This is a genomic window from Amycolatopsis plumensis (assembly GCF_042652605.1).
In the GTDB taxonomy this organism is placed as follows: domain Bacteria; phylum Actinomycetota; class Actinomycetes; order Mycobacteriales; family Pseudonocardiaceae; genus Amycolatopsis; species Amycolatopsis plumensis.
In genome coordinates, this window is the sequence record NZ_JBHSJY010000001.1 from 2,569,702 (window position 1) to 2,593,310 (window position 23,609).

At 71.1% G+C, this 23,609-nt stretch carries 23 protein-coding genes and 1 tRNA gene; 9 read left to right on the forward strand and 15 right to left on the reverse strand.

What is annotated here, in order from left to right; translation table 11 throughout:
• Positions 1-115 precede the first annotated feature (115 nt).
• Entirely contained in the window at positions 116-2,581 is a 2,466-nt protein-coding gene (locus tag ACFPLC_RS12225) for an endonuclease/exonuclease/phosphatase family protein (RefSeq protein ID WP_378190407.1), read from the reverse strand.
• 126 nt (positions 2,582-2,707) lie between these two features.
• Between ACFPLC_RS12225 and ACFPLC_RS12230 the strand changes: the two genes are divergently transcribed.
• The gene (locus ACFPLC_RS12230) at positions 2,708-3,634 is read left to right on the forward strand and encodes a CapA family protein (RefSeq protein WP_378190410.1); all 927 of its coding nucleotides are present in this window, start codon (positions 2,708-2,710) and stop codon (positions 3,632-3,634) included.
• A gap of 291 nt (positions 3,635-3,925) precedes the next feature.
• Here the strand turns inward: ACFPLC_RS12230 and ACFPLC_RS12235 are convergent, their stop codons facing one another.
• Both ACFPLC_RS12235 and ACFPLC_RS12240 read right to left on the reverse strand, forming a co-directional pair.
• Positions 3,926-4,372 carry a limonene-1,2-epoxide hydrolase family protein gene (locus ACFPLC_RS12235; RefSeq protein ID WP_191315590.1) on the reverse strand — a complete coding sequence of 149 codons (447 nt, stop codon included), beginning with the start codon at positions 4,370-4,372 and terminating at the stop codon, positions 3,926-3,928.
• Between the two features lie 16 nt (positions 4,373-4,388).
• The gene (locus ACFPLC_RS12240) at positions 4,389-5,309 is read right to left on the reverse strand and encodes a TauD/TfdA dioxygenase family protein (RefSeq protein ID WP_378235816.1); all 921 of its coding nucleotides are present in this window, start codon (positions 5,307-5,309) and stop codon (positions 4,389-4,391) included.
• A gap of 308 nt (positions 5,310-5,617) precedes the next feature.
• Between ACFPLC_RS12240 and ACFPLC_RS12245 the strand changes: the two genes are divergently transcribed.
• Both ACFPLC_RS12245 and ACFPLC_RS12250 read left to right on the forward strand, forming a co-directional pair.
• Positions 5,618-5,989: a hypothetical protein gene (locus ACFPLC_RS12245; protein WP_378190412.1), complete on the forward strand. Its 372-nt coding sequence runs from the start codon at positions 5,618-5,620 to the stop codon at positions 5,987-5,989.
• Entirely contained in the window at positions 5,986-6,558 is a 573-nt protein-coding gene (locus ACFPLC_RS12250; protein WP_378190414.1) for a hypothetical protein, read from the forward strand. The genes ACFPLC_RS12245 and ACFPLC_RS12250 overlap by 4 nt, the downstream gene beginning before the upstream one ends.
• Here ACFPLC_RS12250 and ACFPLC_RS12255 read toward each other — a convergent pair.
• From ACFPLC_RS12255 to ACFPLC_RS12275, 5 genes are all read right to left on the reverse strand, one after another.
• Positions 6,551-7,333, reverse strand: coding sequence for an SDR family oxidoreductase (locus ACFPLC_RS12255; protein WP_378190416.1), 783 nt, complete (start codon positions 7,331-7,333; stop codon positions 6,551-6,553). The two genes, ACFPLC_RS12250 and ACFPLC_RS12255, sit on opposite strands and share 8 nt — an antisense overlap.
• A 54-nt stretch (positions 7,334-7,387) precedes the next feature.
• Positions 7,388-7,513, reverse strand: coding sequence for a hypothetical protein (locus tag ACFPLC_RS12260; protein ID WP_378190418.1), 126 nt, complete (start codon positions 7,511-7,513; stop codon positions 7,388-7,390).
• Between the two features lie 20 nt (positions 7,514-7,533).
• Positions 7,534-7,621 (reverse strand) — tRNA-Ser (locus ACFPLC_RS12265).
• A 55-nt stretch (positions 7,622-7,676) separates the two neighbouring features.
• Positions 7,677-8,105: a nucleoside deaminase gene (locus ACFPLC_RS12270; RefSeq protein ID WP_378190420.1), complete on the reverse strand. Its 429-nt coding sequence runs from the start codon at positions 8,103-8,105 to the stop codon at positions 7,677-7,679.
• Between the two features lie 23 nt (positions 8,106-8,128).
• Positions 8,129-8,611, reverse strand: coding sequence for a tRNA adenosine deaminase-associated protein (locus tag ACFPLC_RS12275; RefSeq protein ID WP_378190422.1), 483 nt, complete (start codon positions 8,609-8,611; stop codon positions 8,129-8,131).
• A gap of 77 nt (positions 8,612-8,688) precedes the next feature.
• Between ACFPLC_RS12275 and ACFPLC_RS12280 the strand changes: the two genes are divergently transcribed.
• Positions 8,689-9,954 (forward strand): M20 metallopeptidase family protein, encoded by a 1,266-nt coding sequence (locus tag ACFPLC_RS12280; RefSeq protein ID WP_378190424.1) that lies wholly within the window; start codon positions 8,689-8,691, stop codon positions 9,952-9,954.
• Here the strand turns inward: ACFPLC_RS12280 and ACFPLC_RS12285 are convergent.
• Positions 9,915-11,864 (reverse strand): phosphocholine-specific phospholipase C, encoded by a 1,950-nt coding sequence (locus ACFPLC_RS12285; RefSeq protein WP_378190426.1) that lies wholly within the window; start codon positions 11,862-11,864, stop codon positions 9,915-9,917. The two genes, ACFPLC_RS12280 and ACFPLC_RS12285, sit on opposite strands and share 40 nt — an antisense overlap.
• Before the next feature lie 86 nt (positions 11,865-11,950).
• Here ACFPLC_RS12285 and ACFPLC_RS12290 point away from each other — a divergent pair, with 86 nt between their 5' ends.
• Positions 11,951-12,418 carry a heme-degrading domain-containing protein gene (locus ACFPLC_RS12290; protein ID WP_191315578.1) on the forward strand — a complete coding sequence of 156 codons (468 nt, stop codon included), beginning with the start codon at positions 11,951-11,953 and terminating at the stop codon, positions 12,416-12,418.
• Between the two features lie 127 nt (positions 12,419-12,545).
• The gene (gene thrS, locus ACFPLC_RS12295) at positions 12,546-13,757 is read left to right on the forward strand and encodes a threonine--tRNA ligase (RefSeq protein ID WP_378190428.1); all 1,212 of its coding nucleotides are present in this window, start codon (positions 12,546-12,548) and stop codon (positions 13,755-13,757) included.
• Here thrS and ACFPLC_RS12300 read toward each other — a convergent pair.
• The 5 genes from ACFPLC_RS12300 to ACFPLC_RS12320 form a co-directional block, all read right to left on the reverse strand.
• Entirely contained in the window at positions 13,744-14,586 is an 843-nt protein-coding gene (locus tag ACFPLC_RS12300) for a MerR family transcriptional regulator (protein WP_378190430.1), read from the reverse strand. The genes thrS and ACFPLC_RS12300 overlap by 14 nt on opposite strands.
• Before the next feature lie 113 nt (positions 14,587-14,699).
• Positions 14,700-15,527, reverse strand: a complete 828-nt coding sequence (locus tag ACFPLC_RS12305) for an ABC transporter permease (protein ID WP_378190432.1) — start codon at positions 15,525-15,527, stop codon at positions 14,700-14,702.
• Positions 15,524-16,417, reverse strand: a complete 894-nt coding sequence (locus ACFPLC_RS12310; protein ID WP_378190434.1) for an ABC transporter permease — start codon at positions 16,415-16,417, stop codon at positions 15,524-15,526. The genes ACFPLC_RS12305 and ACFPLC_RS12310 overlap by 4 nt, the downstream gene beginning before the upstream one ends.
• A gap of 43 nt (positions 16,418-16,460) precedes the next feature.
• Positions 16,461-17,504, reverse strand: a complete 1,044-nt coding sequence (locus ACFPLC_RS12315) for an ABC transporter ATP-binding protein (protein WP_378190436.1) — start codon at positions 17,502-17,504, stop codon at positions 16,461-16,463.
• Complete coding sequence (locus ACFPLC_RS12320) at positions 17,501-18,727, reverse strand: extracellular solute-binding protein (protein WP_378190438.1); 1,227 nt, start codon at positions 18,725-18,727, stop codon at positions 17,501-17,503. Before ACFPLC_RS12320 ends, ACFPLC_RS12315 begins: the two co-directional genes overlap by 4 nt.
• A gap of 62 nt (positions 18,728-18,789) precedes the next feature.
• Between ACFPLC_RS12320 and ACFPLC_RS12325 the strand changes: the two genes are divergently transcribed.
• From ACFPLC_RS12325 to lysA, 3 genes are all read left to right on the forward strand, one after another.
• Positions 18,790-19,494, forward strand: coding sequence for a GntR family transcriptional regulator (locus tag ACFPLC_RS12325; protein WP_378190904.1), 705 nt, complete (start codon positions 18,790-18,792; stop codon positions 19,492-19,494).
• Positions 19,491-20,396, forward strand: coding sequence for a dihydrodipicolinate synthase family protein (locus ACFPLC_RS12330; protein WP_378190440.1), 906 nt, complete (start codon positions 19,491-19,493; stop codon positions 20,394-20,396). The genes ACFPLC_RS12325 and ACFPLC_RS12330 overlap by 4 nt, the downstream gene beginning before the upstream one ends.
• Positions 20,397-20,536: 140 nt before the next feature.
• Positions 20,537-21,880 carry a diaminopimelate decarboxylase gene (lysA, locus tag ACFPLC_RS12335; RefSeq protein WP_378190442.1) on the forward strand — a complete coding sequence of 448 codons (1,344 nt, stop codon included), beginning with the start codon at positions 20,537-20,539 and terminating at the stop codon, positions 21,878-21,880.
• Here the strand turns inward: lysA and ACFPLC_RS12340 are convergent.
• Positions 21,858-23,408 (reverse strand): APC family permease, encoded by a 1,551-nt coding sequence (locus tag ACFPLC_RS12340; RefSeq protein WP_378190444.1) that lies wholly within the window; start codon positions 23,406-23,408, stop codon positions 21,858-21,860. The genes lysA and ACFPLC_RS12340 overlap by 23 nt on opposite strands.
• Between the last annotated feature and the right edge of the window lie 201 nt (positions 23,409-23,609).

A 23,609-nucleotide genomic window follows, 5' to 3' on the forward strand; every position in this document is an offset into this window, starting at 1 on the left:
CGTCCACCGTAAGACGGCCGTCAACGCTCCGCGGTTTCCTCGTCACCCAAAAGGGTCAGGTACGAACAAGGCCACCTCCGCGCGGAGGCGGAGGTGGCCTTGTCAGCAACGAGAACTACGTGCCGAACACCTGCTCCAGCCAATCGAGGAAGTCGTAGAGCCCGTCCTCGACCGGGTTGCCCGCGCCCGGCCGGAACCGGACCACCTGCGGGTCGTGGTCGCTGGCCTGGTCGGCGAACTCCGCGTTGATGTGGACCATGTCGTAGTCCACCCCGCGCGGCGCCCGCGACGCCAGGATGTGGTCCAGCACCTGCGACTGGCCCTCGAAAACGTAGCTGTACCGCTCGGCTTCGGGCACCGACGCGATCAGGTCCTTCAGCGCGCCACCCGCGGTGAGCGTCTGGACCGCCGGCGAGAACGGGTAGTCGTTCAGGTCGCCCGCCACCACGATGTTCGCGTTGCGATCGGCCGCCAGCAACGAATCCACGAACCCGCGCAGCACCGTCGCCTGCTTAGCGCGCTGCACTTCGGAACTGCGCGCCGGAGGCTGGAACCGGCCGTGCGTCGGCTGGTCGCCGCCCTTGGAGTTGAAGTGGTTGGCGATGACGAACACCGTGCGGCCCTTGAACACGAACTCGCCGGCCAGCGGCTTGCGGCTGGTCGTCCACGCTTCGTTCGCCGGGTCGACGCGGCCCGGCGACGCCGTCAGGTGCGCCTTGCCGTGTTCGCGCACGACGCCGACGGCCGTGGTCGACGTCCCACCGGGACGGTCTACAAAGGACACGCGCGCCGGGTTGAACAGGAACGCCACGCGGATGTTGCCGCCCGGCTGCCCGCCGTCCTGGTCGTTGACCGGGTCGATCTCGCGCCACTGGTAGCGCGGGCCGCCCTTGGCCACGATGGCGTCGGTGAACTTCTGCAGCGTCTGGTCGGCCGCGACGGTGCCGTCGTCGGTCGCGCCCGTGTTGTCCTGGATCTCTTCCAGGTTCACGATGTCCGGCGTCGCCAGGTGCGTCACGATCGCTTCGCCGAGGCGGTCGTACTTCGCCTGCGGGTCGCTTGGCGCGAGGTTCTCGACGTTGTACGTGGCGACGGCGAGCTCGCCGGTCCGCTGCTTGCGCGTGGTCTCGCCCTGCAGCCCGTTGTCCTTTTCGGTCCCGAGCACGCTGGCGAACAGCGTGTAGCCACCGAAGTTGCTGTACTCGACCGGGCCGGACGTCGTGCCGGTCAGCACGTCACCGACGTTGAGCTTCGGGAACGGCCGCTCGGCGAACGGGATCAGCGACGAAACCTTCATGACGCCGCTGTTGAGCTGGTCGTAGCCCAGGTAGACGCTGCCGCCGCGGACCGACCGGTGCTGGTCCGGCTTCGACGTCACGTACAGCTCGTTGAACGAGTTCGACGGGCCGACGACACGGGCGTCGCTGATCGAAACGATCTCGCTCTCGTGCGACTCCCAGAAGTCGAGCGCGTACTTCGCCGGCTCCAGGGTCAGGGGCTCGATGTTCCCGCCGGGCGACGGCGCGTACGTCGTCGGCACGGTGTCCGGGTTCAGCATCGTCGGTGCCGGGAGGGCGTTCCCGTGCGAGTCGACCGTCCACTGTGCACTGCTCAGCTCGGTGAGCGACTGGTAGTTCGACGTCGCGGGCGCGTCCGGGTAGAACTCGCGCACGGTGCCGGTCGCGGTGACCGCGTCGCCGACCGCGACGGCCGGGCTCGTCGAGCCGGTGAAGACGAACAGGCCTTCGCTGGTGCGCGGGTCGGTGTCCGGGCTGGGGTCGGTGACCCAGAAACCGCGCGACGAACCGAACGTCCGGGTCGCGGTGACGATCCCGGTGACGCCGGAAACCTTCTTGTCCTTGAAGGGCGAAATCCGCGTGGTGCCCTGGATGTCGTGGATCTTCGCCGGGGTCGGCGCCGGGCCGGGGTCGCCGCCGGTCGACTCGCCCGCGGTGTTGGTCGGGGTCGGCTCGCCGGCGGTGAAGTCGGCGGCGTTGTCGTCGGTGTCGGCCAGTGCGGTGCCGCGCGCGACCGACGTCGTGTTCGACGGCGCCGCGGCCGGGTTGCCCTCGCGCACGGTCGCCGTGCCGAAGCCGACGAGGTCCTTGATCCGCGCGTCGGCGGCGCAGTCGGCCGCGGTCTTGCAGGTCAGCGCGGTGGTGCCGGAGACGAGGGCGATCGTGCCGGCGGTGGCCGACATCGCGATCGTGCCGGTCGCGTCCGGCGTCGGCAGCGCGACGGTGCCGCCGGAGCCCTTGCTCTCGGCGACGAGGTACCGGCCGCCCGGCGCGACGCTGCCGGCCAGCGGCGTCACCTGCCAGGTGCTCGACGGGCTCGCCGAACCCGGCAGGTACTGGACGCTGAAGCCGGCCAGGCTCGCGGCGGCCGCGCCGCGGTTGGCGAGCTCGACGAAGTCGCTGACGAGCGTCGCTCCGGAGTTGCCACCGCCGCCGTAGACCTCGGCGATGACCGCGTCGGCGCTCGGTGTGGCGAGCGCGGCCGGTGCCGCCACGCCGCCGAGCACCAGGCCCGACGCGACGGCCACCGTGAAGGCGGCCTTGGATCTGTGGGTCTTGGTCACCCTGAGTCCCCTTTGTGCTTGAACAGTCGTGGCATAGTCCCCCGAACAAGTGAGGAGGAGGAAGACAAAGATGCAACGATTCGTAACAACTACTTTCGTCGTCACTCACTCGGCAGAGCAGGTTTCGTGATCACGCTTGTCCTCGGCGGAGACGTCGGCTTCCCGGCTCGCACCACCCCCTCGGCGGCCTTCGAACGGTTGAACCCGCTGCTCGACGGGGCCGATCTCCGGTTCGTCAACCTCGAAGGCCCGGTCGACGCGGCCGCGGCCGAAGCGCTGAAGGCGACCGGCGTCGACGTCGTCTCGGTCGCCAACGACGCACCCCACTCACCGGCCGCGCTGGCGGTTCTCGACCAAGCCGGGATCGCGTACTGCGGCGCCGGCGCGAACCTCGAGGCCGCGCACGCACCCGCGGTGCTCGAACGATCCGGCCGCAAGGTCGCTTTCCTGGCGTACACCTCGATCCGCGCCCACGGCCAAGCCGCGCAGGCGGACTCCCCGGGCGTTGCGCAAGCGTTTGCGACGACGGCGTACCAGCCCGATCCCCGCGTCGGGGAGATTCCGGGCCGGCCACCGCTCGTCCGGACGGCACCCGTCCCCGAGCACCTCGCACGGCTCGTTGCCGACGTGAAGCGCGCGAAAGCCGAGAACGACCACGTCGTCGTCTCGATGCACTGGGGTCTGCCGGGGCCCGATCTGGCCGAGTACCAGGTCGCCTACGGGCACGCCGCGCTCGACGCCGGCGCCGACCTGGTCGCCGGGCACGGGCCGCAGACCATCCAGGCCGTCGAGGTGTACCGCCGCCGTCCCATCCTCTACAGCCTCGGCAACCTGCTCTCCGCGCGGCCGGACGGGCTGCTGGCCGGGTGCATGTTCGGCGCCGAACCGAGGCTCGAACTGATCCCGGTGCGGCGGAACGCCGGCCACCAGTGCGAGCCGCTCGCCGGGGACGAAGCGGACAAGGTGCTGCGGTACGTCGCGGAGATTTCGGCCCTGCGGTCGACGCCGGTGTCCGTCCAGAGCGGAATCGCCTCGGTACCTGTTGGTGCGTAACGGATTGCGCCCGCTCTGTGACAGCCGGACACGGGCGCGTCACCCATCCGGCGCATCTGCCTTAAATGAAGGTCAAGGGCCGGAGCAACCTGCGTGAAGCGGCGGTACGGTCTGCGTGAGCCGCCGGAAAAGTGGCACAGACCACTCCTCGACAGCTCGCGGTCGGCACGACACGGGGGGAGGGAGAACGATCATGTGGGGGCTGATTGTTCTCAGTTGCGTGTTCGTGCTGGTGCTGGGGATAGCCGCGGTCGTGGACCTTCGGGACCACGACCGCGGCGAACACCGCGTCTAGCGCACCGCCTGCCTCGCCTTGTACCGGCCGAGGAGCGAACGCGCGCCGGCCAGCGCGACCCGCCCGGCACCCTTCGCGCTCGCGGCCAGCACCGTCGTCCAGTCGAAGTAGTCGCGCCAGAGCACGATCCGGCCCGCCTCGACCTCGAACGTGCCGCACACCCAGAACTCCGCCTCCCACGCGCCGCGGCGCAGCACGTCGGTGCGTTCGGTGAGCACGACGTTGCCGTCTGCGGCGATGTGGTGGGTCCGCGCCTCGAACCCGGAGCCGTACTTGGCCATCACGCGCAGCTGCTTCTCGAACGCGGCGATGCCGCGGGCGGGCGGCAACGGCACGTTCTGGTACACGATGTCGCTCGCCACGAACGTCAGCGCCCGGTCGACGTCGAGGTCTTCGAGGGCCTTGAGGAAACCGGTCACCACTACCCGGGGTTCTTCGGTCATGACGCCAGGCTACTGCTCAGTAAGGCCGGTCGCCCGCGATCGCGACGCGCTCGGCGATCCGGACGTGCGGGTGGTAGTCGTTGACCGCGTAGTGCTGCGTCGCGCGGTTGTCCCAGAACGCGACCGAGTTCGGCCGCCAACTGAACCGGACCTGGAATTCGGGCGTGTGAGCCTGGAGGAACAGGTACCGCAGCAGCCGGTCGCTCTCGGCCCGGTGCAGGCCCACGATGTGCGTGGTGAACGCCTGGTTGACGAACAGGGTGCGCCGCCCGGTCTCCGGGTGCGTCCGGACCACCGGGTGCTCCACCGGCGGGAAGCGGTCCTGCCACCGCGCGAGCAGCGCGGGATCGGAGAACCGGTCGAAGCCGGGGAGGTAGTCGTGCACCGCGGTGAGCCCGTCGATCCGGTCGCGGACGTCTTCGGGCAGGTTGTCGTAGGCCGCGGCCATGTCGGCCCACATCGTGTCGCCGCCCACGGGCGGCACCTCGATCAGCCGCAGCACCGAGCCGAGCGCCGGTTCGGGCCGCCAGGTGACGTCGGTGTGCCAGATGTTCTCGTACCCCGGCATGGCCGCGGTGCGCTCGAACCGCGTGACGGCGTCGTCGTCGCCCTTCGGGATGAACGGGTTGGTCTCCAGCTCGCCCCAGTTCGCGGCGAACGCGCGCTGCTGCGCCGAGGTGATCCGCTGGTCGCGGAAGAAGAGCACTTTCCACTCGAGCAGGGCCTCATTCAGCTCTTCGCGCAGGTCAGGACCCACCGGCTCGCCGAGGTCGACGCCGTCGACCTCGGCGCCGATCACCCGGCCCAGCGGGCGGAGGGTGAACAGCTCGTACTGCTTCCGCTGCGGTTCCCGGAGAATCCGGGGGCCTTCGACGATGCCATCCGCGGGCGTGACGGCCCCACGCAGCTGAATCCGGGCAGGAAGATCTACGGACATGGTTGTGCTCCAAGGGTTTTCGGGGAGATCGGACGCGGGTTCGCGTCAGGCGGGCGGCGAACCCAGGCGGCCGCGGCGCAGCAGGAGCTCCACGACGCCCTCCCCGATCGACCGCGCGAAGGCCCGGATCGGTGCGCTTTCCGAGGTGGCGGGCATGCGTTCATGGTCGCTTTCGTCCCGGCGCGCGGTCAAGACGTCCACTGGGTGGAACGCCGCCAACGCCGCAGGTCACCGCGATGCGGGCGGCTCGGGAGCATGAGGCAAGATCTTCCCCGATCGGGTGAGCGCCCTTGATGACGGAGGTCCCCATGCCGGAAGGCAGAGGCTCGCGGATCAGTGACAACCCAGGGCTGCGCCCTGGGGCCGGGGGCTTCGCCACCCGGAACCCCCAGGAGAGGGCGGACCGGCTGCGCGCCGGAGCCGACCTGCTCGACCAGGCGGCCGCCGCCGACGACAAGGCCGCGGGGAGGTTCGCCGAAGCCCGCGTCGATTCGACGCCGTTCGGCATCTCGCCGCAGGCGCGCGAGCTCGCGGCACGCTGGGCGACGGCGCTGGCGGCGCGGGAGGCGGACGCGCGCGTCCTCGGCGACGCGACGTCGGACCTGGCGGGCCGGCTGCGCATGTCGGCGGTAAGCACCCGGAGCACCGGCTTCCGGGGGCGGTTAGCGGTGGCGCCGTGACCGTCGAGGTCTTCGAACACCCGGCCCTGACGACGGCGGCGGCCCAGCTGGCCACGTTGCGCGCGGCGGCCGGGCGCCTCGGCGTCGCCGACCCGGTGGCGGCGCTGCGGCACCTCGACTGCTCGCCGTCGTCGATCCGCACGTCCGCCGCCGCGATCGACACCGGCGGGTTGGCGGTGACCGCGGCACAGGCCGAGTTCCGCGCCGGCGTCGACCGCGCCGAAAACGGCGGCAGCGCCGAGACGTTCGGCACCTGGGCGGACACAGTGGACGGTCAGTACGGCGCGGCGGCGCGCGCGGCCGCGTCGACGGCGGCGTTGGGTGTCCGCATCGCCGACCGGCTGGACGAGCTGGCGGTGGCCGCGTCCGAGGAGGTGTGCGCGCTCGCTGCCGCCGCCTCGACCGCGGTGTCGGCGGTGCTGGACGGCGACCGCTCGGCCGAGGTGGTCAGCGAGGTCGGCGCCACGTGCGCGGCGGTGGTCCGGGCCGTGCAGGAGAAGGTCGCGGCGCTGACCGCGCTGGCGGCCGAGCTGGAGCCGCTGACGGCCCCGGCCGTCCAGCTCAGCTGAAGTGCTCGCGGGCCCACTCGGCGAAGGGCCGCGCGGGATGCCCGGTCACCTGCGCCACGTCCAGCGAGACGGGCTCGGGGTCGTCGACGAGCGACGCCCAGTAATCGACGGCACTCGCCGCGAATTCCACTCCCATGTGGACGCTCAACTGCGCTTTCGCATCCTCCGGCGGCTGTTCTTCCCAGGCGACCGGCTTCCCGAGCGCTTCGCCGATGAGCCGCACCTGCTCGGCCTGCGCCACGGCTTCCGGGCCGGTGACGAGGTAGATCCGCTTCGCGTGGTCTTCGGTGAGCGCCTTGACGGCCATGTCGGCGACGTCGCGTTCGTGGACGACCGACCGTTTCGCCTGCCCGTAAGGGGCCCGCACGACACCCGTTCCGGCCTGCTGCGCCCAGGCGAGCGCGTTGGTGGCCAGGCCCGTGACACGGAGGAAGGTCCAGTCGTCGGTGACCTTTTCGATCGCGGCTTCGACGTCTCCCCACACGCCGCCGTCTTCGGCGGACATGGCGGAGAGGTAGACGATTTTCTTGCCTCTGAAGGGTTCGAGGGTTTTCTCGATGCCGTCGGCGGAGAAGAAGGGCCAGAGGAGGTAGACGGCGTCGACCCCTTCGGCAGCTTCGGCGAGATCGGTGATGTCGCCTTGGACGACGTCGACGCCTTCGGGCGCTTTGGTCTTGTCTCGAACGAGGACTGTGGTGTCGACGCCCGCGGCTTCGAGCCCGGCGACGACGTGCCGTCCGGTGTGGCCGGTGGCCCCGGTGACGAGAACGGTCATGGTGCGCTCCTGGTGATCAGCTGGTGCCGACCACGGTCACACTTCAAGAGCCCTTCAAGTCAACAGGCCGCCGCCCAGCAGGACACCGGCGAGGCGAGGATCGCGGGCCACACCTGCGTCTGCATGGCGCACTTCATACCAAAGAACAGCAAAACGCCCGGCGATCTTCTCGAAGATCACCGGGCGTCTGGCCACAAGAGCGGTGGCGGTGGGATTTGAACCCACGGACGGGGATTAGCCGTCACACGATTTCGAGTCGTGCTCCTTCGGCCGCTCGGACACGCCACCGGGAAGAACAATACCGGAGCCTCCGGGCGGCCCTCACGAGGGGTCCTCCACGAGCTCAGCGGCGGATCGCGAAGTACGTCTCCAGCACCGCGGCGCACTGAGGCTCGAGCACGCCGCCGTGGACTTCCGGGCGGTGGTTGAGCCGCCGGTCGCGGACGACGTCCCAGAGCGACCCCACCGCGCCCGTCTTGGGCTCCCACGCCCCGAACACCAGCCGGGCGATGCGGGCGAGCACCAGCGCGCCCGCGCACATCGTGCACGGCTCCAGCGTCACCGCCAGCGTGCAGCCCTCGAGCCGCCAGCCGTCGCCGACCACCGCCGCCGCCGCGCGCAACGCCAGGATCTCCGCGTGCGCTGTCGGGTCGCCCAGCTCGACGCGGGCGTTGCGGGCCGCGGCCAGCGGGGTGCCGTCGGGGCCGAAGACCACGGCCCCGATCGGCACGTCCGCACCGGGGGCGCGCGCCGCTTCCAGCGCGGCCTCCACGGCCTCGGTGTCGGACGGGCGTCTCAGAGCTCGTCCAGGAACTTGGCGAACTCGCTGCCGAACCCGCAGCGCTGCGCGACCATCTGGAGCTGCTCGTCCGGATAGAGGTCGACCTCGCCGACGATGACCTCCAGCTCCGGCCCGGGCAGCCCGAGGTCCGCCAGGATCTCCAGGTCACCCTCGGGCCAGACGGAGTCGTCCTCCTCGTCCGGCGGGTCGACGCGCAGGACGTCGAGGACGTCCGCCGCGATGTCGTAGTCCAGCGCCGCCGCCGCGTCCGAGAGCAGCAACGACGGCCCCCGCGGGCTGGGCCGGACGATCACGAAGAACTCGTCGTCGACCGCCAGCAGCCCGAAGCTCGCGCCGGTGGACCGTAGTTTGCCCAGTTCAGTGATCGCTGCGTCCAGCTCGGTCAACGCCCCCGGGTCGAGCGCACTGCACCGCCACCGACCGTCTTCCCGGACCACAGCCACCGCGAAGCCCGTGACCGGCTCATCCACCGCCATGCGCACACCGTATTCCGCCGGTGGGTCCGGCGCACGCACGGTGCGCCCGAAGCGCCGCATGCGGCACTATCGTGACCATGACCGGCCCCACTGACCTGCCCACCTTGCCCGGCACGCCGTTCGCCGGGCTGCTCGACGACGCGCGGGCGCTGCAAGACCGCACGGTCGCCCTCCGGCGGGCCGTGCACCGCCACCCGGAGCAGGGCCTCCACCTGCCGCGGACGCAGGCGGCGATCCGGGAGGCCCTCGACGGCCTGCCGCTCGAGATCACCGAAGGCAAGGCCACGACGTCCCTGACGGCCGTCCTGCGCGGCGCGCGGCCCGGTCCGGCGGTGCTGCTGCGCGGCGACATGGACGCGCTGCCGCTGACCGAGGAAACCGGCCTCGACTTCGCGTCGGAAGACCCGGAGTCGATGCACGCGTGCGGGCACGACACGCACGTGGCGATGCTGGCTTCGGCGGCGCGGCTGCTCGCCGAGCGCCGGGACCGGCTGGCCGGGTCGGTCGTGTTCATGTTCCAGCCGGGTGAGGAGGGTCACCACGGCGCCCGGTTCATGATCCACGAGGGCGTCCTCGACGCGGCCGGGACCCGGGTCGAGCGCGCGTTCGGCGTGCACATTCTGGCCAACGCGCCCAGCGGCCTGCTGCAACTGCGGCCCGGCCCGCTGATGGCGTCGGCGGACTCGTTCCACGTGCGCGTCACCGGCAAGGGCGGGCACGGCTCGGCGCCGCAGCACACGATCGACCCGGTGCCGGCCGCCGCGGCCATGGTCGGGGCGCTGCACACGATGATCAGCCGCCGGGTCAGCGTGTTCGACCCCGCGGTGCTCTCGGTGACCCGGATCCAGGCCGGCACGACGTCGAACATCATCCCGGAGACCGCCGAGCTCGAGGGCACGATCCGGACGCTGTCCGAGCAGACGCGCGCGCTGGTCCGCGCCGAGCTGCCGAAGGTGTGCGAGCAGGTCGGCGCGGCCTACGGCTGCCGCGTGGTCGCCGACGTCGAGCCGGGCTACCCGGTGACGGTGAACGACGACCGGATCGCCGCCGAGGTGCTGCGGCTCGGCGCGGAGGTGCTCGGCCCGGACAACGTCGAGCTGCTCGCGGACCCGCTGATGGGCGCCGAGGACTTTTCGTACGTCCTGCAGCGCGTCCCCGGTGCGTATGCGTTCCTCGGCGCGTGCCCTCCCGGCGTCGACCCCGCCGAAGCGGCGGCGAACCACTCCAACCGCGTGCTCTTCGACGAGGACGCGATGCCCCACGGCGTCGCGATGCTCGCCGCCTTCGCGCTCGACGCCCTGCGTCAGGGCCCGGTCCGCGACGGGCGGCCGTCCTCCAGGTGACCGGCGAACCGGCGGCGCCACCCCGGCGTCTCGAACGTGACGTCGTACCAGCCGTTGCTGGTCGGCACCGGGAAGTCGTGGGCGCCGCCGGGCGGAAGGGTGACGCCGTTCAGCGTGACCGGTGACGGCCCGCGGTTGGTCACCGTGACCCGCAGCGCGGGCGCGCCGGTGTAGGTGACGGCCGCGTCGAGGTCCAGGCCGCCCGAAGCCTCGACGACGAAGCCGTTCGGGCCGTGGATGGCGACGTCGTACGTCCCGCCGTGCGCGACTTCCCCGGTGAGCTCGCTCTTCGGGCCGACGTCGAAGCGTTGTGACGCCCCACCCGCGTGGTAGGCGTACGCGGCCAGGTGCAGCGCCTGCGTTCCGTGGTTGGCCAGGTGCAGGTGCAAGGCCTGCGGATCGGCCATGACCCAGGCGACCGGCTGGTACGGCAGCGGGCGCGCCTTCGCCGTGCCGGGGTCCTGCACCAGCGCGGCCGGGCCCAGCCCGGGCTTCGGGAGCCGTCGCTGCGTGCGGTCGGCTTCGGCGCGCAACGCGTTCGCGTCGGGCAGCAGCGGGATGGTGGTGTCGGGCGCGCGGAAGTCGAAACAGCTGGTCAGGTCGCCGCAGATGGCCCGGCGCCAGGCCGAGATGTTCGGCTCGCGCACGCCGGTCCAGGTCTCCAGGAACCGCAGCACCGACGTGTGGTCGAAGACCTGCGAGTTCACCCAGCCGCCGCGGCTCCACGGCGAGACGACGGTCATCGGCACCCGCGGGCCCAGCCCGATCGGGAGGGGCGGCCCGGACGGCTCGCCCTTCTCCGGCCGGTTCCCGGGCAGGTACTCGCCGGGGGTGCCGGGCGGCGGCGTCGGCGGGACGACGTGGTCGAAGAAGCCGTCGTTCTCGTCGTAGTTGATGAAGACGACGGTCGATTCCCACAGGTCCGGCTTGTCCCACAACGCCTTCAGCATGCGCTGGACGTACGCGGCGCCGTCGACCGGACGCGCCGCCGGGTGCTCGCAGTAGCCGTACGGGGCCACCACCCAGGAGACCGCGGGCAGCGTGCCGGCCGCGCAGTCGGCGATGAACTCGGCCAGCACGTGGTCGAGGTCCTTCCCCTTCCCCGAGTCGGGCTTGAGCTGCTTGCGCAGGTTCCCGCGTTCGGCCAGCCGTCGCTTGACCGGGTCCATCGAGTACAGCGCGTCGTGGAAGTTCTGGAACAGCCAGAGCGGGTTGTCGCCGTAGTCGCCGACGAAGTGCTCGGGGACGCCGCGCTCCTCGTCGTTGGCGTAGATCCGCCACGAGATGCCCGCGGCCTCGAGCCGTTCGGGGTAGGTCGTCCAGCGGAAGGAGGGTTCGTAGTCCGGGGCGTTGTGCGTCGCGGGGCCGCCGGCGAGGCCGTCCGGGTCGATGGTGCCGGTCCAGTGGTAGAGCCGGTTCGGGTGCGTCGGGCCCTGGATCGAGCAGAAGTAGTGGTCGCAGAGGGTGAACGCGCCGGCCAGCGCGTGCTGGAACGGGATGTCGTCGCCGGTGAAGTACCCCATGGTCATCGGGCTCTTCGCCGCCGTCCAGCGGTCGTAGCCACCGCCGTTCCACGCGCGGTGCGTGCTGTTCCAGTCGTGCGGCAGCTCGCCGAGGTCCTGACCGTCCACAACGGACGTGTCGATCCGGAACGGCAGCACCGGGCCGCCCTTGTCGCCGCGCTGGCGGAAGACGTCGCGCAGGGCCGTGCGGTCGCCGAAGCCGCGGACGCCGGCCATGGTGCCGTAGTAGTGGTCGAACGACCGGTTCTCCTGCATGAGGACGACGACGTGGCGGACGTCGTCGATCGTGCCCTTCCGCGGCGCGGGGGCGCAGGCGGCGGACAGCGCACCGGCGGCCGTGACCGCGGCCGCGCCGCCCAGCACCGTGCGACGCCGGATCCGGCCCATGCCTCACCTCCTCGCCTGTTGTACGGACGCCGTGGTCGTCCAGTTCATCACTGGTAATTACACAACAGTGTTGATTTAATGCTTGCATGACCGAAGCCGACCGCCTCGCCCAGCTCGCCGAGCAGGAGGAACGCCTCCAGTTCACCCGGTTCGACAACGAGACCGCCCTCGCCCTCGGCCAGCACCTGCTGGCGGCCGCCCGCGACCGCCGGCTGCCGGTGACGATCTCGGTCCGGCGCAACGGCCAGCGGCTCTTCCACGCCGCGCTGCCCGGGACGTCGGCCGACAACGACGCCTGGATCGACCGCAAGAGCCGGGTCGTCGACCGCTACGGGCACAGCTCCTTCCTGATCGGGACGCAGTTCCGCGCGACGGGCGGCTCGTTCGAGGAGGACTCCCGCCTCGACCCGGACCGCTACGCGGCCCACGGCGGCGTCTTCCCGGTGCTGGTCCGCGGAGTCGGGCCGGTCGGCACGGTCGGCGTCTCCGGGCTCCCGCAGGCCGACGACCACGCGTTCGTCGTCGAGCAGCTGGAGCTGTTCCTCGGCTCGTGAAAACGGTTGGCGGCCGCTGCTACCGTCGATCCCATGAAGCGCGCAGCACAGACGACGACGCCGAGGAGTGTCCCGGCGCGCTGAAGCATGCTCACGAAGCCCGGGGCGGTTGCCCCGGGCTTTCGTCTTGTGGTCTCCCGCCTCGCCGTCCACGAGGGAGTCCACCATGCCCGACCACCGCAAGCTCGGCCGCGAACTCGGCCTGTTCGGCACCGATCCACTGATCGGCGCCGGCCTGCCCTACTGGCTGCCCGACGGCGCGATCGTCCGCCACAGCCTGGAGCAGTACGTCCACGACCTCGAACGGCGCGCGGGGTACCGGCACGTCCACTCGCCGGTGCTGGGCAAACGCGAGCTGTACGAGATCTCCGGGCACTGGGCCCACTACCGCGACGACATGTACCCGCCCATGGACGTCGGCGGCGAGCAGCTCGTGCTGCGGCCGAGCCTGTGCCCGCACCACGCGCTGATCTACCGTTCGCGCGGCCGCAGCCACCGCGAGCTGCCGCTGCGGCTCGCCGAGATCGGCGGGATGTACCGGGCCGAGCTCTCCGGCGCGCTCGGCGGGCTGAACCGGGTGCGCGCGATCCAGCTCAACGACGCGCACGTCTTCTGCACCCTCGACCAGGTCGAAGCCGAGGCCGCCGCCGCGCTCGCCCTGATCCGGCGGGCCTACGACGCGCTCGGCATCAGCCCGGCGCGCTACCGGCTCTCGCTGCCCGGCCCCGGCGGGAAGTACGTGCCCGGGAACTGGGCCGACGCCGTGGCCATCCTGCGGTCGGTCCTCGGCGGCCTCCCGTACGACGCCGTCGAGGGTGAAGCGGCGTTCTACGGGCCGAAGATCGACGTCCAGATCGCCGACGGCGCAAGCCGCGAATCGACCCTGCCCACCGTCCAGGTCGACTTTCACCAGCCCGCGCAGTTCGGCCTCGAGTACGTCGGCGCGGACGGGGCCAAGCACCGGCCGGTCATGGTGCACCGGAGCATCATCGGCAGCGTCGAGCGCGCGGTCGCCCAGCTGATCGAGGTGCACGGCGGCGCCTTCCCGGCCTGGCTGGCGCCCGTGCAGCTCCGGCTGCTGCCCGTGTCCGCCGCCGAGCTGCCGTACGCCCAGGACGTCCTGGACCGGTGCGGCGATCTGCGGGCCGAGATCGCCGTGGACGGCAGCCTCGGCGCACGGATCCGGGACGGCCGCCTGGTGCCGTACCAGGCCGTGATCGGCCCGCAGGAGGTCGCCGCGGGGCAGCTTTCCGTACGGCTGCGTGACGGGAGCCGGCTCGACGCCCAACCGGCGGAGGACGCGCTGGCCTCGATCCTGGAGGCGGTCAGGCAGCCATAGCCTCGGCCAGCCAGTCGAAGGCGGGAGCCAGGCTTTCCGGTGCCGCCCAGCCGTTGATCACCCCCAATAGCTCCACGTAGCGCTCGCGGCGCGGATCGTTGACGACACCGAGCCATTCCCGGAGCTCGCCGGGATCGCGCCCGAGGCCGTCGACGATCGCCTTCGCCTCCGGGGATTTCGGCACGATCGCGGCCACGACGGCCGGGGTGACGACCTCCCGCACCTCGGCCGCCAGGTCGCGACGCAACCCGCCTTCGTGGCCGTCCGCGAGCCGGCGCAGGTTCGCGCGGAACTCCGTGTCCCGCATCAGCGCGGCCAGCTCGACCCACGCCTCGGCCTGCTCGGGGGTGGGATCCTCGGGCAGCTCCGGGGTCAAGGTGCGGGCGATCCCCGCCAGCTCGGGACGATCACCCAGGGCATCGGCGAGGAAGTCGCCGACCAGGCATTGTCGCTCCACTTCGGACAACAGGGCGCGTTGGTGCACGAGACTCCTTTCCTCGGGGTGCCGGCCGCGACTCGCCACCGCGTCCAGCACCGCCCTTCGACGGCGCAGCACGCCGATCTGCGCCTCCACCGCCGCAGCGTGCTCGGCCGCCACCTCCGCGACGGTGGTCTCGCCCTCGATCACCCGCCGGATGGTGGCGAGGTCGATACCGAGGTCGCGGAGGACGCGGATGACGTCGAGCCGGGCGAGCGCGGCGTCGTCGTAACGGCGCTGGCCCGCGGCGTTGCGCCCGGACGGCGGCACGAGGCCGCGATCCGAGTAGAACCGGACGGCCTTGACCGTCAGCCCGGTCCGGTGGGCGAGTTCGCCGATCGAATACTGCATGCCGCCAGCGTGTCAGCTCCCCTCGGGGGAGGCGCAAGACCTGCGGGTTCGCTCGATCGTGTCGATCATGCGTTCGACTTTTCGCGGTAGAGTCGAACACGTGAGCGAGCCGGTCAGGTCTCCTCGCGGATCCGGGTCACCAGCTGGGTCGGGTTCACGAACCGCAACGCGATGAGAAGGAGCACGAGCATGGAAGCGGTGTAGATGGTCGCCATGGCGTCGACGGACTGGTTGGCGCGGATGCCGGCGGCGAACACGGAGTTGTAGAGGGCCACCACGAGGGTCGTCGAGTCCGGGCCGGCGGTGAGGAACGTCAGCTCGAACATGCCGACCGTGCGCACCAGCACCAGGATCGACGCGGCCAGGATGCCCGGCAGCAGCAGCGGGCCGAGGATGCGGGTGAACACCGAGACGGTCCGCGCGCCGGACATGCGGGCCGCGGCCTCGATCTTCGGGTCGATCTGCTCGATGAACGGCGTCATCGTCAGCACGACGAACGGCACCGAGGGCACGAGGTTGGCCAGGATGACGCCGGTGATCGTGCCGGCCAGGTGGAACTTGTACAGCACGGTGGCCAGCGGGATGCCGTAGGTGATGGGAGGGATCAGGATCGGCAGCACGAACAGCAGCATCACCAGGCGTTTGCCGGGGAAGGAGCGGCGGGCCAGCGCGTAGGCGGCCGGAACGCCCACCGCCACCGACACGGCGATCACCACGAGCGCGACGACCGCCGTCGTGAGGAGGACGTCCGAGAGGCCGAACTCGCGCCAGGCGTCGGCGTACCAGTGAGTGGTGAAGCCGTCCGGGAGCCAGGTGCCGAACCACTGCGTGCCGAACGAGTCGACGACCACGGAGAGGACCACGCCCGCGAGGTTGACGAAGAAGAACACCACGACGGCCCAGACGACCCAACGTCCGGGACGCGCGACCCAACCGGTCATCCCTTGCCTCCGGTCGCTCCGCGGTACAGCGTGCCGCGCCACGCCATGACCAGGCCGATCACGATCAGCATGACCACCGCCATGAGCATCGCGACGGCCGAGCCCATCGAGTAGTCGTACTCCTCGAACGCGGCGTGGTAGGCGGCGATCGAGATGACGCGGGTCTCGTTGGCGGGGTCGCCGACGAGCTGCGCGCTCGGGAAGACCGAGAACGCCATGACGAAGGAGAGGCAGAAGGTGATCGCCAGGCCGGGCGCCAGCAGGGGCAGGGTGATCCGCCGGAAACGCTGGACGCCGTTGGCGCCGAGCGTCGCGGCCGCCTTCTCCAGGGAGGGGTCGATGCCCGAGAGATAGGACAACGTGAGCAGGAAGGAGAACGGGAAGCCGGTGATCACCAGGGACAGCAGCACGCCGGTGTAGTTGTGGATCAGCGGCAGCGGCTGGTCGGTGACGCCGAGGACGGTGAGCACCTTGTTCAGCCAGCCCGCCGGCCCGCCGTACATGATCAGGCCCTGCGCGGTGAGCACCGTGCCGAGCGTGATCGGCACGACCAGGATCGTCGTCAGGAGGCGCTTGCCGCGGACGCGGCCGCGCATCACGTAGGCGATCGGGATGCTGGCGAGGACGTTGATGAAGGTCGCCGGCAGGGCGATGCCGAGCGTCGTCCAGATGGTGTTGCGCAGGTAGGGATCGCCGAAGAAGCGCGCGTAGTTGGCGAAGATCCCGCCCTTGCGCGGCGCGAACGACAGTTGGAGGCCGTAGAGGAAGGGGTACAGGAACAGGCAGGCGGTGACCAGCAGACCGGGCACCAGGAGCAGCAGGGTGCGGTCGATGCCGCGCTCGGCCAGGCGGTGCCGCAGCGCGGGGCGGGCGCTCGCGACGGCGGTCATGGCGCGACCTCCGCGACGCGGGCGGCAGTGATCCTTAACGGGTTCATGGCGCGAACACCAGGACCCGCTCGGCGGGGACGCCGATCCTGACCGGGTCTCCCGGAGCGAGGCGCTTGTCGGTGCGGAAGTAGACCGGCACACCGCTCTCGAGCCGGGCCGAGACGGACAGCTCGCGGCCGTGGTACTCGACGATCTCGACCGTGACGTCGAGGGCGTTCTCCGTGCCGTCGCCGACGACGAAGTCCTCCGGGCGGATCGCCACCTTCGCCGGGCCGTCCGTGAGCGTGCCGCGGCCGGTGAGGCGGACACCGGCGCCCTCCACGGTGACCGACGAGGCCGTCGCGGAAGTCACCGTCACGTCCAGGAGGTTGCGGTAGCCCATGAAGGAGGCGACATAACTGTTCACCGGCTGGGCGTAGACCTCCTCCGGCGTGCCGATCTGCTGCACCGAGCCCTCGCGCAGCACCACCAGGCGGTCGGCCAGTGACAGGGCCTCTTCCTGGTCGTGGGTGACGTACACCGTGGTCAGGCCGAGCGTCTGGTGGAGGCGGCGGATCTCCATCCGCATCTCGAGCCGGAGCTTGGCGTCCAGATTGGACAGCGGCTCGTCCATCAGGACGACCGGCGGCTCCAGGACCACGGCGCGGGCGATGGCGACGCGCTGCTGCTGCCCACCGGAGAGCTGGGCGGGGAACTTCGCCGCGTGCTCGGTGAGCTGCACCAGGCGGAGCGCTTCGTCGACGCGCCGGCGGGCCTCGGCGCGGCCGACCTTGCGCATCTTGAGGCCGAAGCCGACGTTGGCGCGCACGGACAGGTGCGGGAACAGCGCGTAGTTCTGGAAAACCATCCCGAACCCGCGCTCCTCCGGCGGCTGCCCGTCGATGCGGGTGTCGTCGAGCCAGATGCTGCCCGCCGTCAGGGGCAGCAGGCCGGCCAGGCAGTTCAGCGCCGTCGACTTGCCGCAGCCGGACGGGCCGAGCAGGGCCACGAACTCGCCACGCGTGATGGCGAGGTCGAGGCCGCGCAGGGCGTTCGCGGTGCCGAAGCTGCGCGAGACGCCGTCCAGCCGCAGCTGTACGAACGTCACTTCTTGCCGACCTTCGAGCCGCCGACCAGCTGGTTCCACTTGTCGAACGCCTTCACCTGCTGCTCGGCGGGCAGCGAGGTCTCCTTGGGGTACTGCGCGATCCAGTGCTCGTACTCCGGGCGGCCGAACTGCCGAAGAGTGTCCTGGCTCTTCTGCGGCGCCATCTGCAGGGTGACGTCCTTGACCGCCGGGCCGGGGTAGAAGTACCCGTCGTCGTAGGCGATCGCCTGCTGGTCCGGCTTGAGCATCCACGCGATCAGCTGCAGGATCGCCGACTCCTGGTCGGGCGAAAGGCCCTTGGGGATGAGGGCGTACTGGGCGTCGGTGACCCAGTGCATCGGCTGCATGATCGCCGTCTTGACCGTGTCGGGCACCGTGCCGAGCTTGCGCGGGTTGATGTCCCAGCCGGTGGTCGACATGATCATGTCCACCGAGCCGGACGCGAGGTTCTTCATCGTCTCCGTGGTGCCCGACGGGTAGTACTTCACGTACTTGCCGAGCTCCTGCAGGAACGCCCAGGTCTTGTCCCAGCCCTTGTCGGGGTCCTTCGGGTCCTTGTCGCCGAGCAGGTACGGCAGGCCCATCAGGAACGTCCGGCCCGGGCCGGAGTTCGACGGCTGGGCGTACTGGAACTTCTCCGGGTGCGCCTTCGCCCAGTCGAGCAGCTCCTGCGGCGACGCCGGGGCGGCGGGCACCGCGCCGGGGCTGAACTCCAGCAGCGGGCCCGACGGATAATAGACGACCTCGATGCCGTAGCCGTTGGCCAGCTCCTGCATCTTGGCCGCGGGCTCGAGGTAGTTCTGCATCAGGTTCGGGAACCGGCTCGAGAAGTCCGGCAGGACCTTGGCCAGGGTGCCGTTCGCGATGCCGGCCGAGAGACCGTCGGTCCCGCTCAGCACCAGGTGGGTCTGGGCGACGCCGCCGTCCTGCTCGGCCTTCAGCTTGCCCGCCATGCTCGGCGCGGGTGCCGTCGAATAGGTGACCTTCGCGAGCACGTCCGGGTGCGCGGCCTTGAAGTTCTCGATCATCTGCTTGGTGAGCTGCAGGTTGCCCGCGACGTCGAGGATGTTGAGCTCGACCGGCTTGCTCGGCTTGTCCGGCACGGCCTGGGGATCGGCCGCCTGGCCGCCGTCGCCACCGGGCGCACCGCAGGCCGCCAGACCGGCCGCGAGACCCACCGCCAGCAACACTCGTCGGAATCGGAAGCCGGTGCAACGCTGCATGGCTGCTCCCTAGGTCCGTGATAATGTTGTATGTCGCATCGTATATCAGATCGGACATGCCAGTGGCGCGCACTTCTTCGGCCCGAAGGCCGCCGCCGCCCGTCTCGCGGACGGATTTCGTGCGTGACGCGATCAAGGAAGCGATCTTGAGCGGGGAGTTCGGGCCGGGCGAAACGCTCGTCGAAGCCGAGGTCGGCGCCCTGCTCGGGGTGTCGAAGACGCCGGTGCGCGAGGCCCTCCGGATCCTGGCCGGTTCCGGTTTGGTCACGATGAGCACGTACAAGGGAGCGGCGGTCCGGGTCATGGACGCCGAGAGCGCGTACACGGTCTACGACCTGCGCGCGCTGGTGGAGCCCGAAGCCGTCCGGCGGGCCGTCGAGCGGGGCTCGGACTTCGGAGCAGCGCGGCAAGTGCTGGCCGGGGTCGAGACCGGCGCGGCGGCCGGTGACCGCGCGAAGGCCAGCCTGGCCAACCGGCTGTTCCACCGCGCGCTCTACGCCGGGTGCGGAAACCCGCTGCTGGTCGAGGTCCTCGACGGGCTGCGCGACCAAGCCGCGCTGATCACCGTCACGGGCTGGGGCATCAGCCCCACCTGGCAGGGCGAAGCGGCCGAGCACCGGGCGATCCTGAACGCCGCCGAGAGCGGCAACGCCCGGCAGACCGAACACCTGCTGCGCAAGCACATCACCGATTTCATCGACCGGATCGCCTTCGGGCTGTCCGGCGAACGCACCACCGAGACCGGCGATCCGAAGGGGGCCCGATGACGTTCGAGGAGCAGAGGCGGCGGCTGTCCGGGGTGGTGGCCATCCCGGTCACGCCGTTCGACGCCGAGGGCGCCGTCGACGGCCAGACGTACGCGAAGCTGGTGGATCGGCTGATCACCGGCGGCATCGAGGTCGTGACGCCGAACGGCAACACCGGCGAGTTCTACGCGCTCGACGCGGGCGAAGCGCGGCAGTGCCTGGAGGTCACCGTCGAGGCCGCGGCCGGCCGGGCGAGCGTGCTCGCCGGCATCGGGCACGACGTCGCGTCGGCGACGCGGTCCGCGATCCACGCGCGGGAGGCGGGCGCGGACATGATCATGATCCACCAGCCCGTGCACCCGTACATCTCCGGCGACGGCTGGGTCGACTACCACGCGGCGATCGCCGCGGCGGTGCCGGAACTCGGCGTCGTGCTCTACGTCCGCAACCCCGCGATCGCCGGCGAGCAGCTGCGTGCGCTCGGGGAGGCGGCGCCGAACGTCATCGGCGTGAAGTACGCGGTCCCGGACCCGGTGCGGTTCGGCTCGGTCGCCCGGGACGCGGGCTTCGACCGGTTCGTGTGGATCGCCGGCCTGGCGGAGCTCTCCGCGCCCGGCTACTTCGCCGTCGGCGCGACCGGCTTCACCTCCGGGCTGGTGAACGTCGACCCGGCGATCTCGCTGGAGATGTTCCACGCACTGTCCACAGCGGACTACCCGGCGGCGATGGCGGTCTGGGAGCGGATCCGGCCGTTCGAGGAGCTCCGCGCCGCCGACGGGAACGCCAACAACGTCAGCGTGGTCAAGGACGCCCTCGCCCAGCTCGGCCTGTGCCGCCCGGACGTCCGACCCCCGAGCCGCCTGCTGACCGAAGCCGAACGGGAGCACCTTTCCAGGCTGCTGTCGTCGTGGGGTCTCTCCTAGGTGACGCAAGTTACTGGAGCGTTAATAAGGAGTAAGCGGCCAACCCACAGCCGTCAGGACGGCATTTACGGGTGATCTCCGGGCCCGGTCGCGGGGGTGTCCTGGCGGGGTCCGATCCGCCGTGATGCCCGGAGGCACCCGTGACGCTCAGCGAGCTTCTTCCCAGCCTCGGCTGCGAAGCCGCCGATCACCTCGAGCCAGGAGTCTGGCCGCGAAGCACCCGAATCGGCGAAGACGGCGAGCTGCTCTTCGCCGGCGCGCCGGTCAGCCACCTCGCCGCCCGCTTCGGGACGCCGTCGTACCTCATCGACGAGCAGCAGGTCCGCGACACCGCCCGCGAGTACCGCGAAGCGCTGCCGGACGTCGAAGTCGCGTACGCGAGCAAGGCGCTCTGTACGCGGGCCGTACTGCGCTGGATCGCCGAAGCGGGGTTGTCGCTCGACACCTGCTCCGCCGGCGAGATCGCCGTCGCACGCTCGGTCGGCTTCCCCGCGGAGCGCATGCTGCTGCACGGCAACGCGAAGACGCCCGAAGACCTGAAGGCGGCGCTGAGCTACGGCGTCCGGCGGATCGTGGTCGACTCGCTCGACGAGATCGAGCAGCTCGGCGCGCTCGCCCACGGCGCCCAGCAGGTGATGATCCGGGTGACGCCGGGTATCGCGGCCGGGGCGCACGCCGCCATCAGCACCGGCACCGAAGGCCAGAAGTTCGGCTTCTCGCTCCTCGAGGGCGTCCCCGACAACGTCGACGCCGCTGTCGAGGCAATAACAAAGCAACCCGGGTTGCGGCTTCAAGGCCTGCACTGCCACATCGGCTCCCAGGTGACCAGGGTCGACCGGTATGAGGCGGCCGCGCGGCGGATGGCCGAGGTGCTCGTCCGGATCCGCGACACCCACGGCGTCACGCTGCGGGAGCTCGACCTCGGCGGCGGGCACGCGGTCCCGTACGTCGGCGGCGAGCCCGCGTTCGACCTCGGCGGCTACTCGCGGCGGCTGCGGGTGGCGCTGGCGTACGAATGCGCGGCGCACGGCTTTCCGCTGCCCCGCCTGACGATCGAGCCCGGCCGGGCGCTCGTCGGGCCGGCCGGGATCACGGTCTACCGGGTCTGCGCGGTCAAGCGCGGCAGCCGCACGTTCGTCGCGGTCGACGGCGGCATGAGCGACAACGCGCGCCCGTCCCTCTACGGCGCCCGCTACACCACGCGCCTGGTGGGACGGCGGTCGAAGGCGCAGCGCGTCCCGATGACCGTGGTCGGCAGGCACTGCGAAGCCGGGGACGTCCTCGCCGACGGCATCAACCTGCCCGCCGACCTGCACGTCGGCGATCTCCTCGCCGTCCCGTGCACCGGCGCGTACCACCACTCGCTGGCGTCGAACTACAACCAGGTCGGCCGCCCGCCGCTGGTCGGCGTCCGCGACGGCGTCGCGACCCTGCTGGTGCGCCGCGAGACCGAGGAGGACCTCAGCCGGCGCGATCTGGGGTGACGATGCCGTCGCCGCCGCGCGGCACGATCCCGCGCGGCAGGCGGCGGCCGGCGAAGAACTCCCGGCAGGCCCGGTGCACCGCGAACATCAGCGGCACCCCGAGCACGATCGACACCACGCCGATCACCGCGACACCGCCGATGCCGAACACCGTCGTCTCGCCCGCGTCCGGCCGCGCGTACTCGATCAGCGCGAACACCAGCACGGCCAGGAAGAACACGCCGCCGGTGAACGGCAGCAGCCCGCGCAGCACGAAGTTGCGCACGCTCGCGAACAGCGTCCGCCGGAACACCCAGACGCACGCCAGCGCCGTCATCGTGTACTCGATCGCGATGGTCAAGCCGACCGCGTCCACCGAGTCGGACAACACGTTGTCGCTGACCAGCGCCAGGAGCACGTACACCGCCAGCGAGACCAGCCCGAACGCCCAGGTCGCCACGGTCGGTGTCCGGAACCGCGGGTGCACGCGCCCGAAGACGCGCGGCAGGGCGCCGTGGCTGGCCATCGACAACGTCGTGCGCGCGGCCGGCATGATCGTCGCCTGGCTGGTGGCCGCGCCGCTGGTCAGCACGGACACGATCAGCAGCACGCCCAGGACCTTGCCGGTCGTCCCGTCGCCGAACACCGCGCCGCCCAGGCCGGCCAGGACGTCCTCCGAGTTGGCCTCGTTGGCCAGGCCGATCCCTTCGCTGCCGACCCCGGCGAAGGCGAGCGCGGCGACCGTCACCAGCAGGTAGTTCAGTACCAGCAACACCGTCGAGAGCACCGCCGCGCGGCCCGGCGCCCGGCGCGGATCGGCCGACTCCTCGTTGACCGACAGCGAGCTTTCCCAGCCCCAGTAGATGAACACGGCCAGCAGCACCGCCGAAACCGCGGTGGCGGCCGAGACCCCGCCCGGCCACAGCCAATCGAGCTTCGGCAGCGACGCCTGCGGCCCGGCCGTCCCGTCGAAGACGCGGACCAGCGCGACGACCGAGAAGAGCACCAGGACGGCGAGTTCCACGCTGAGCAGGATCCACTGCGCCCGCGCGGAGACCTCGATGCCGCGGTGGCAGAGCCAGCACAGCGCCAGCAGCCAGGCGGCCCCGATCGCCGTCGTCACCCACCGGTTGTCCGCGGCTCCGGACGCGCCGAACAGCAAGAGCGTGTACCGGCCGGTCAGTGCGGACTGGCTGCTCATCACCAGCAGCTGCGCGACCGTGACGACCCAGCCGGTGAACCACCCGGCGTGCGGGCCGAACGCGCGCGCGGCCCAGGTGAAGTTGGTGCCGCAGTCGGGTTCCGCGGTGTTCAGCTCGCGGAAGGCGAAGGCGACGAACAGCACCGGCACGAACGACAGCAGCACGAACGCGGCCGCCTTGAACCCGGTGCCGGCCAGCACGATCAGCCCCAGCGTGGCCGCGATGGAGTACGCCGGCGCCGTCGACGACATCCCGATGACCATCGACGACACCATGCCCAGCGCGCCGCCGCGCAGCCCCTTCGCGGGAACGGCGGGGGCGACGCCGAGCGCCACGGCCTCCGACATGCGTTGGTCCTCCTGGGGTTGCTTCGGACGAGAGAGCCGCCAGACGGTACCTGCCGCGGCCCCGGGAGCGCGTCCAGCTGTGCGCGGGCGCACAAAACCGCCTCGGAAAGCCTCGTCAGTTTCGCTCTTGACCACCGATTCCTCGGCTGAGCGCGGCGTGCACGTCGAATCGCGCGAAGCTGGCGCGGAGGGCTCGCTTTC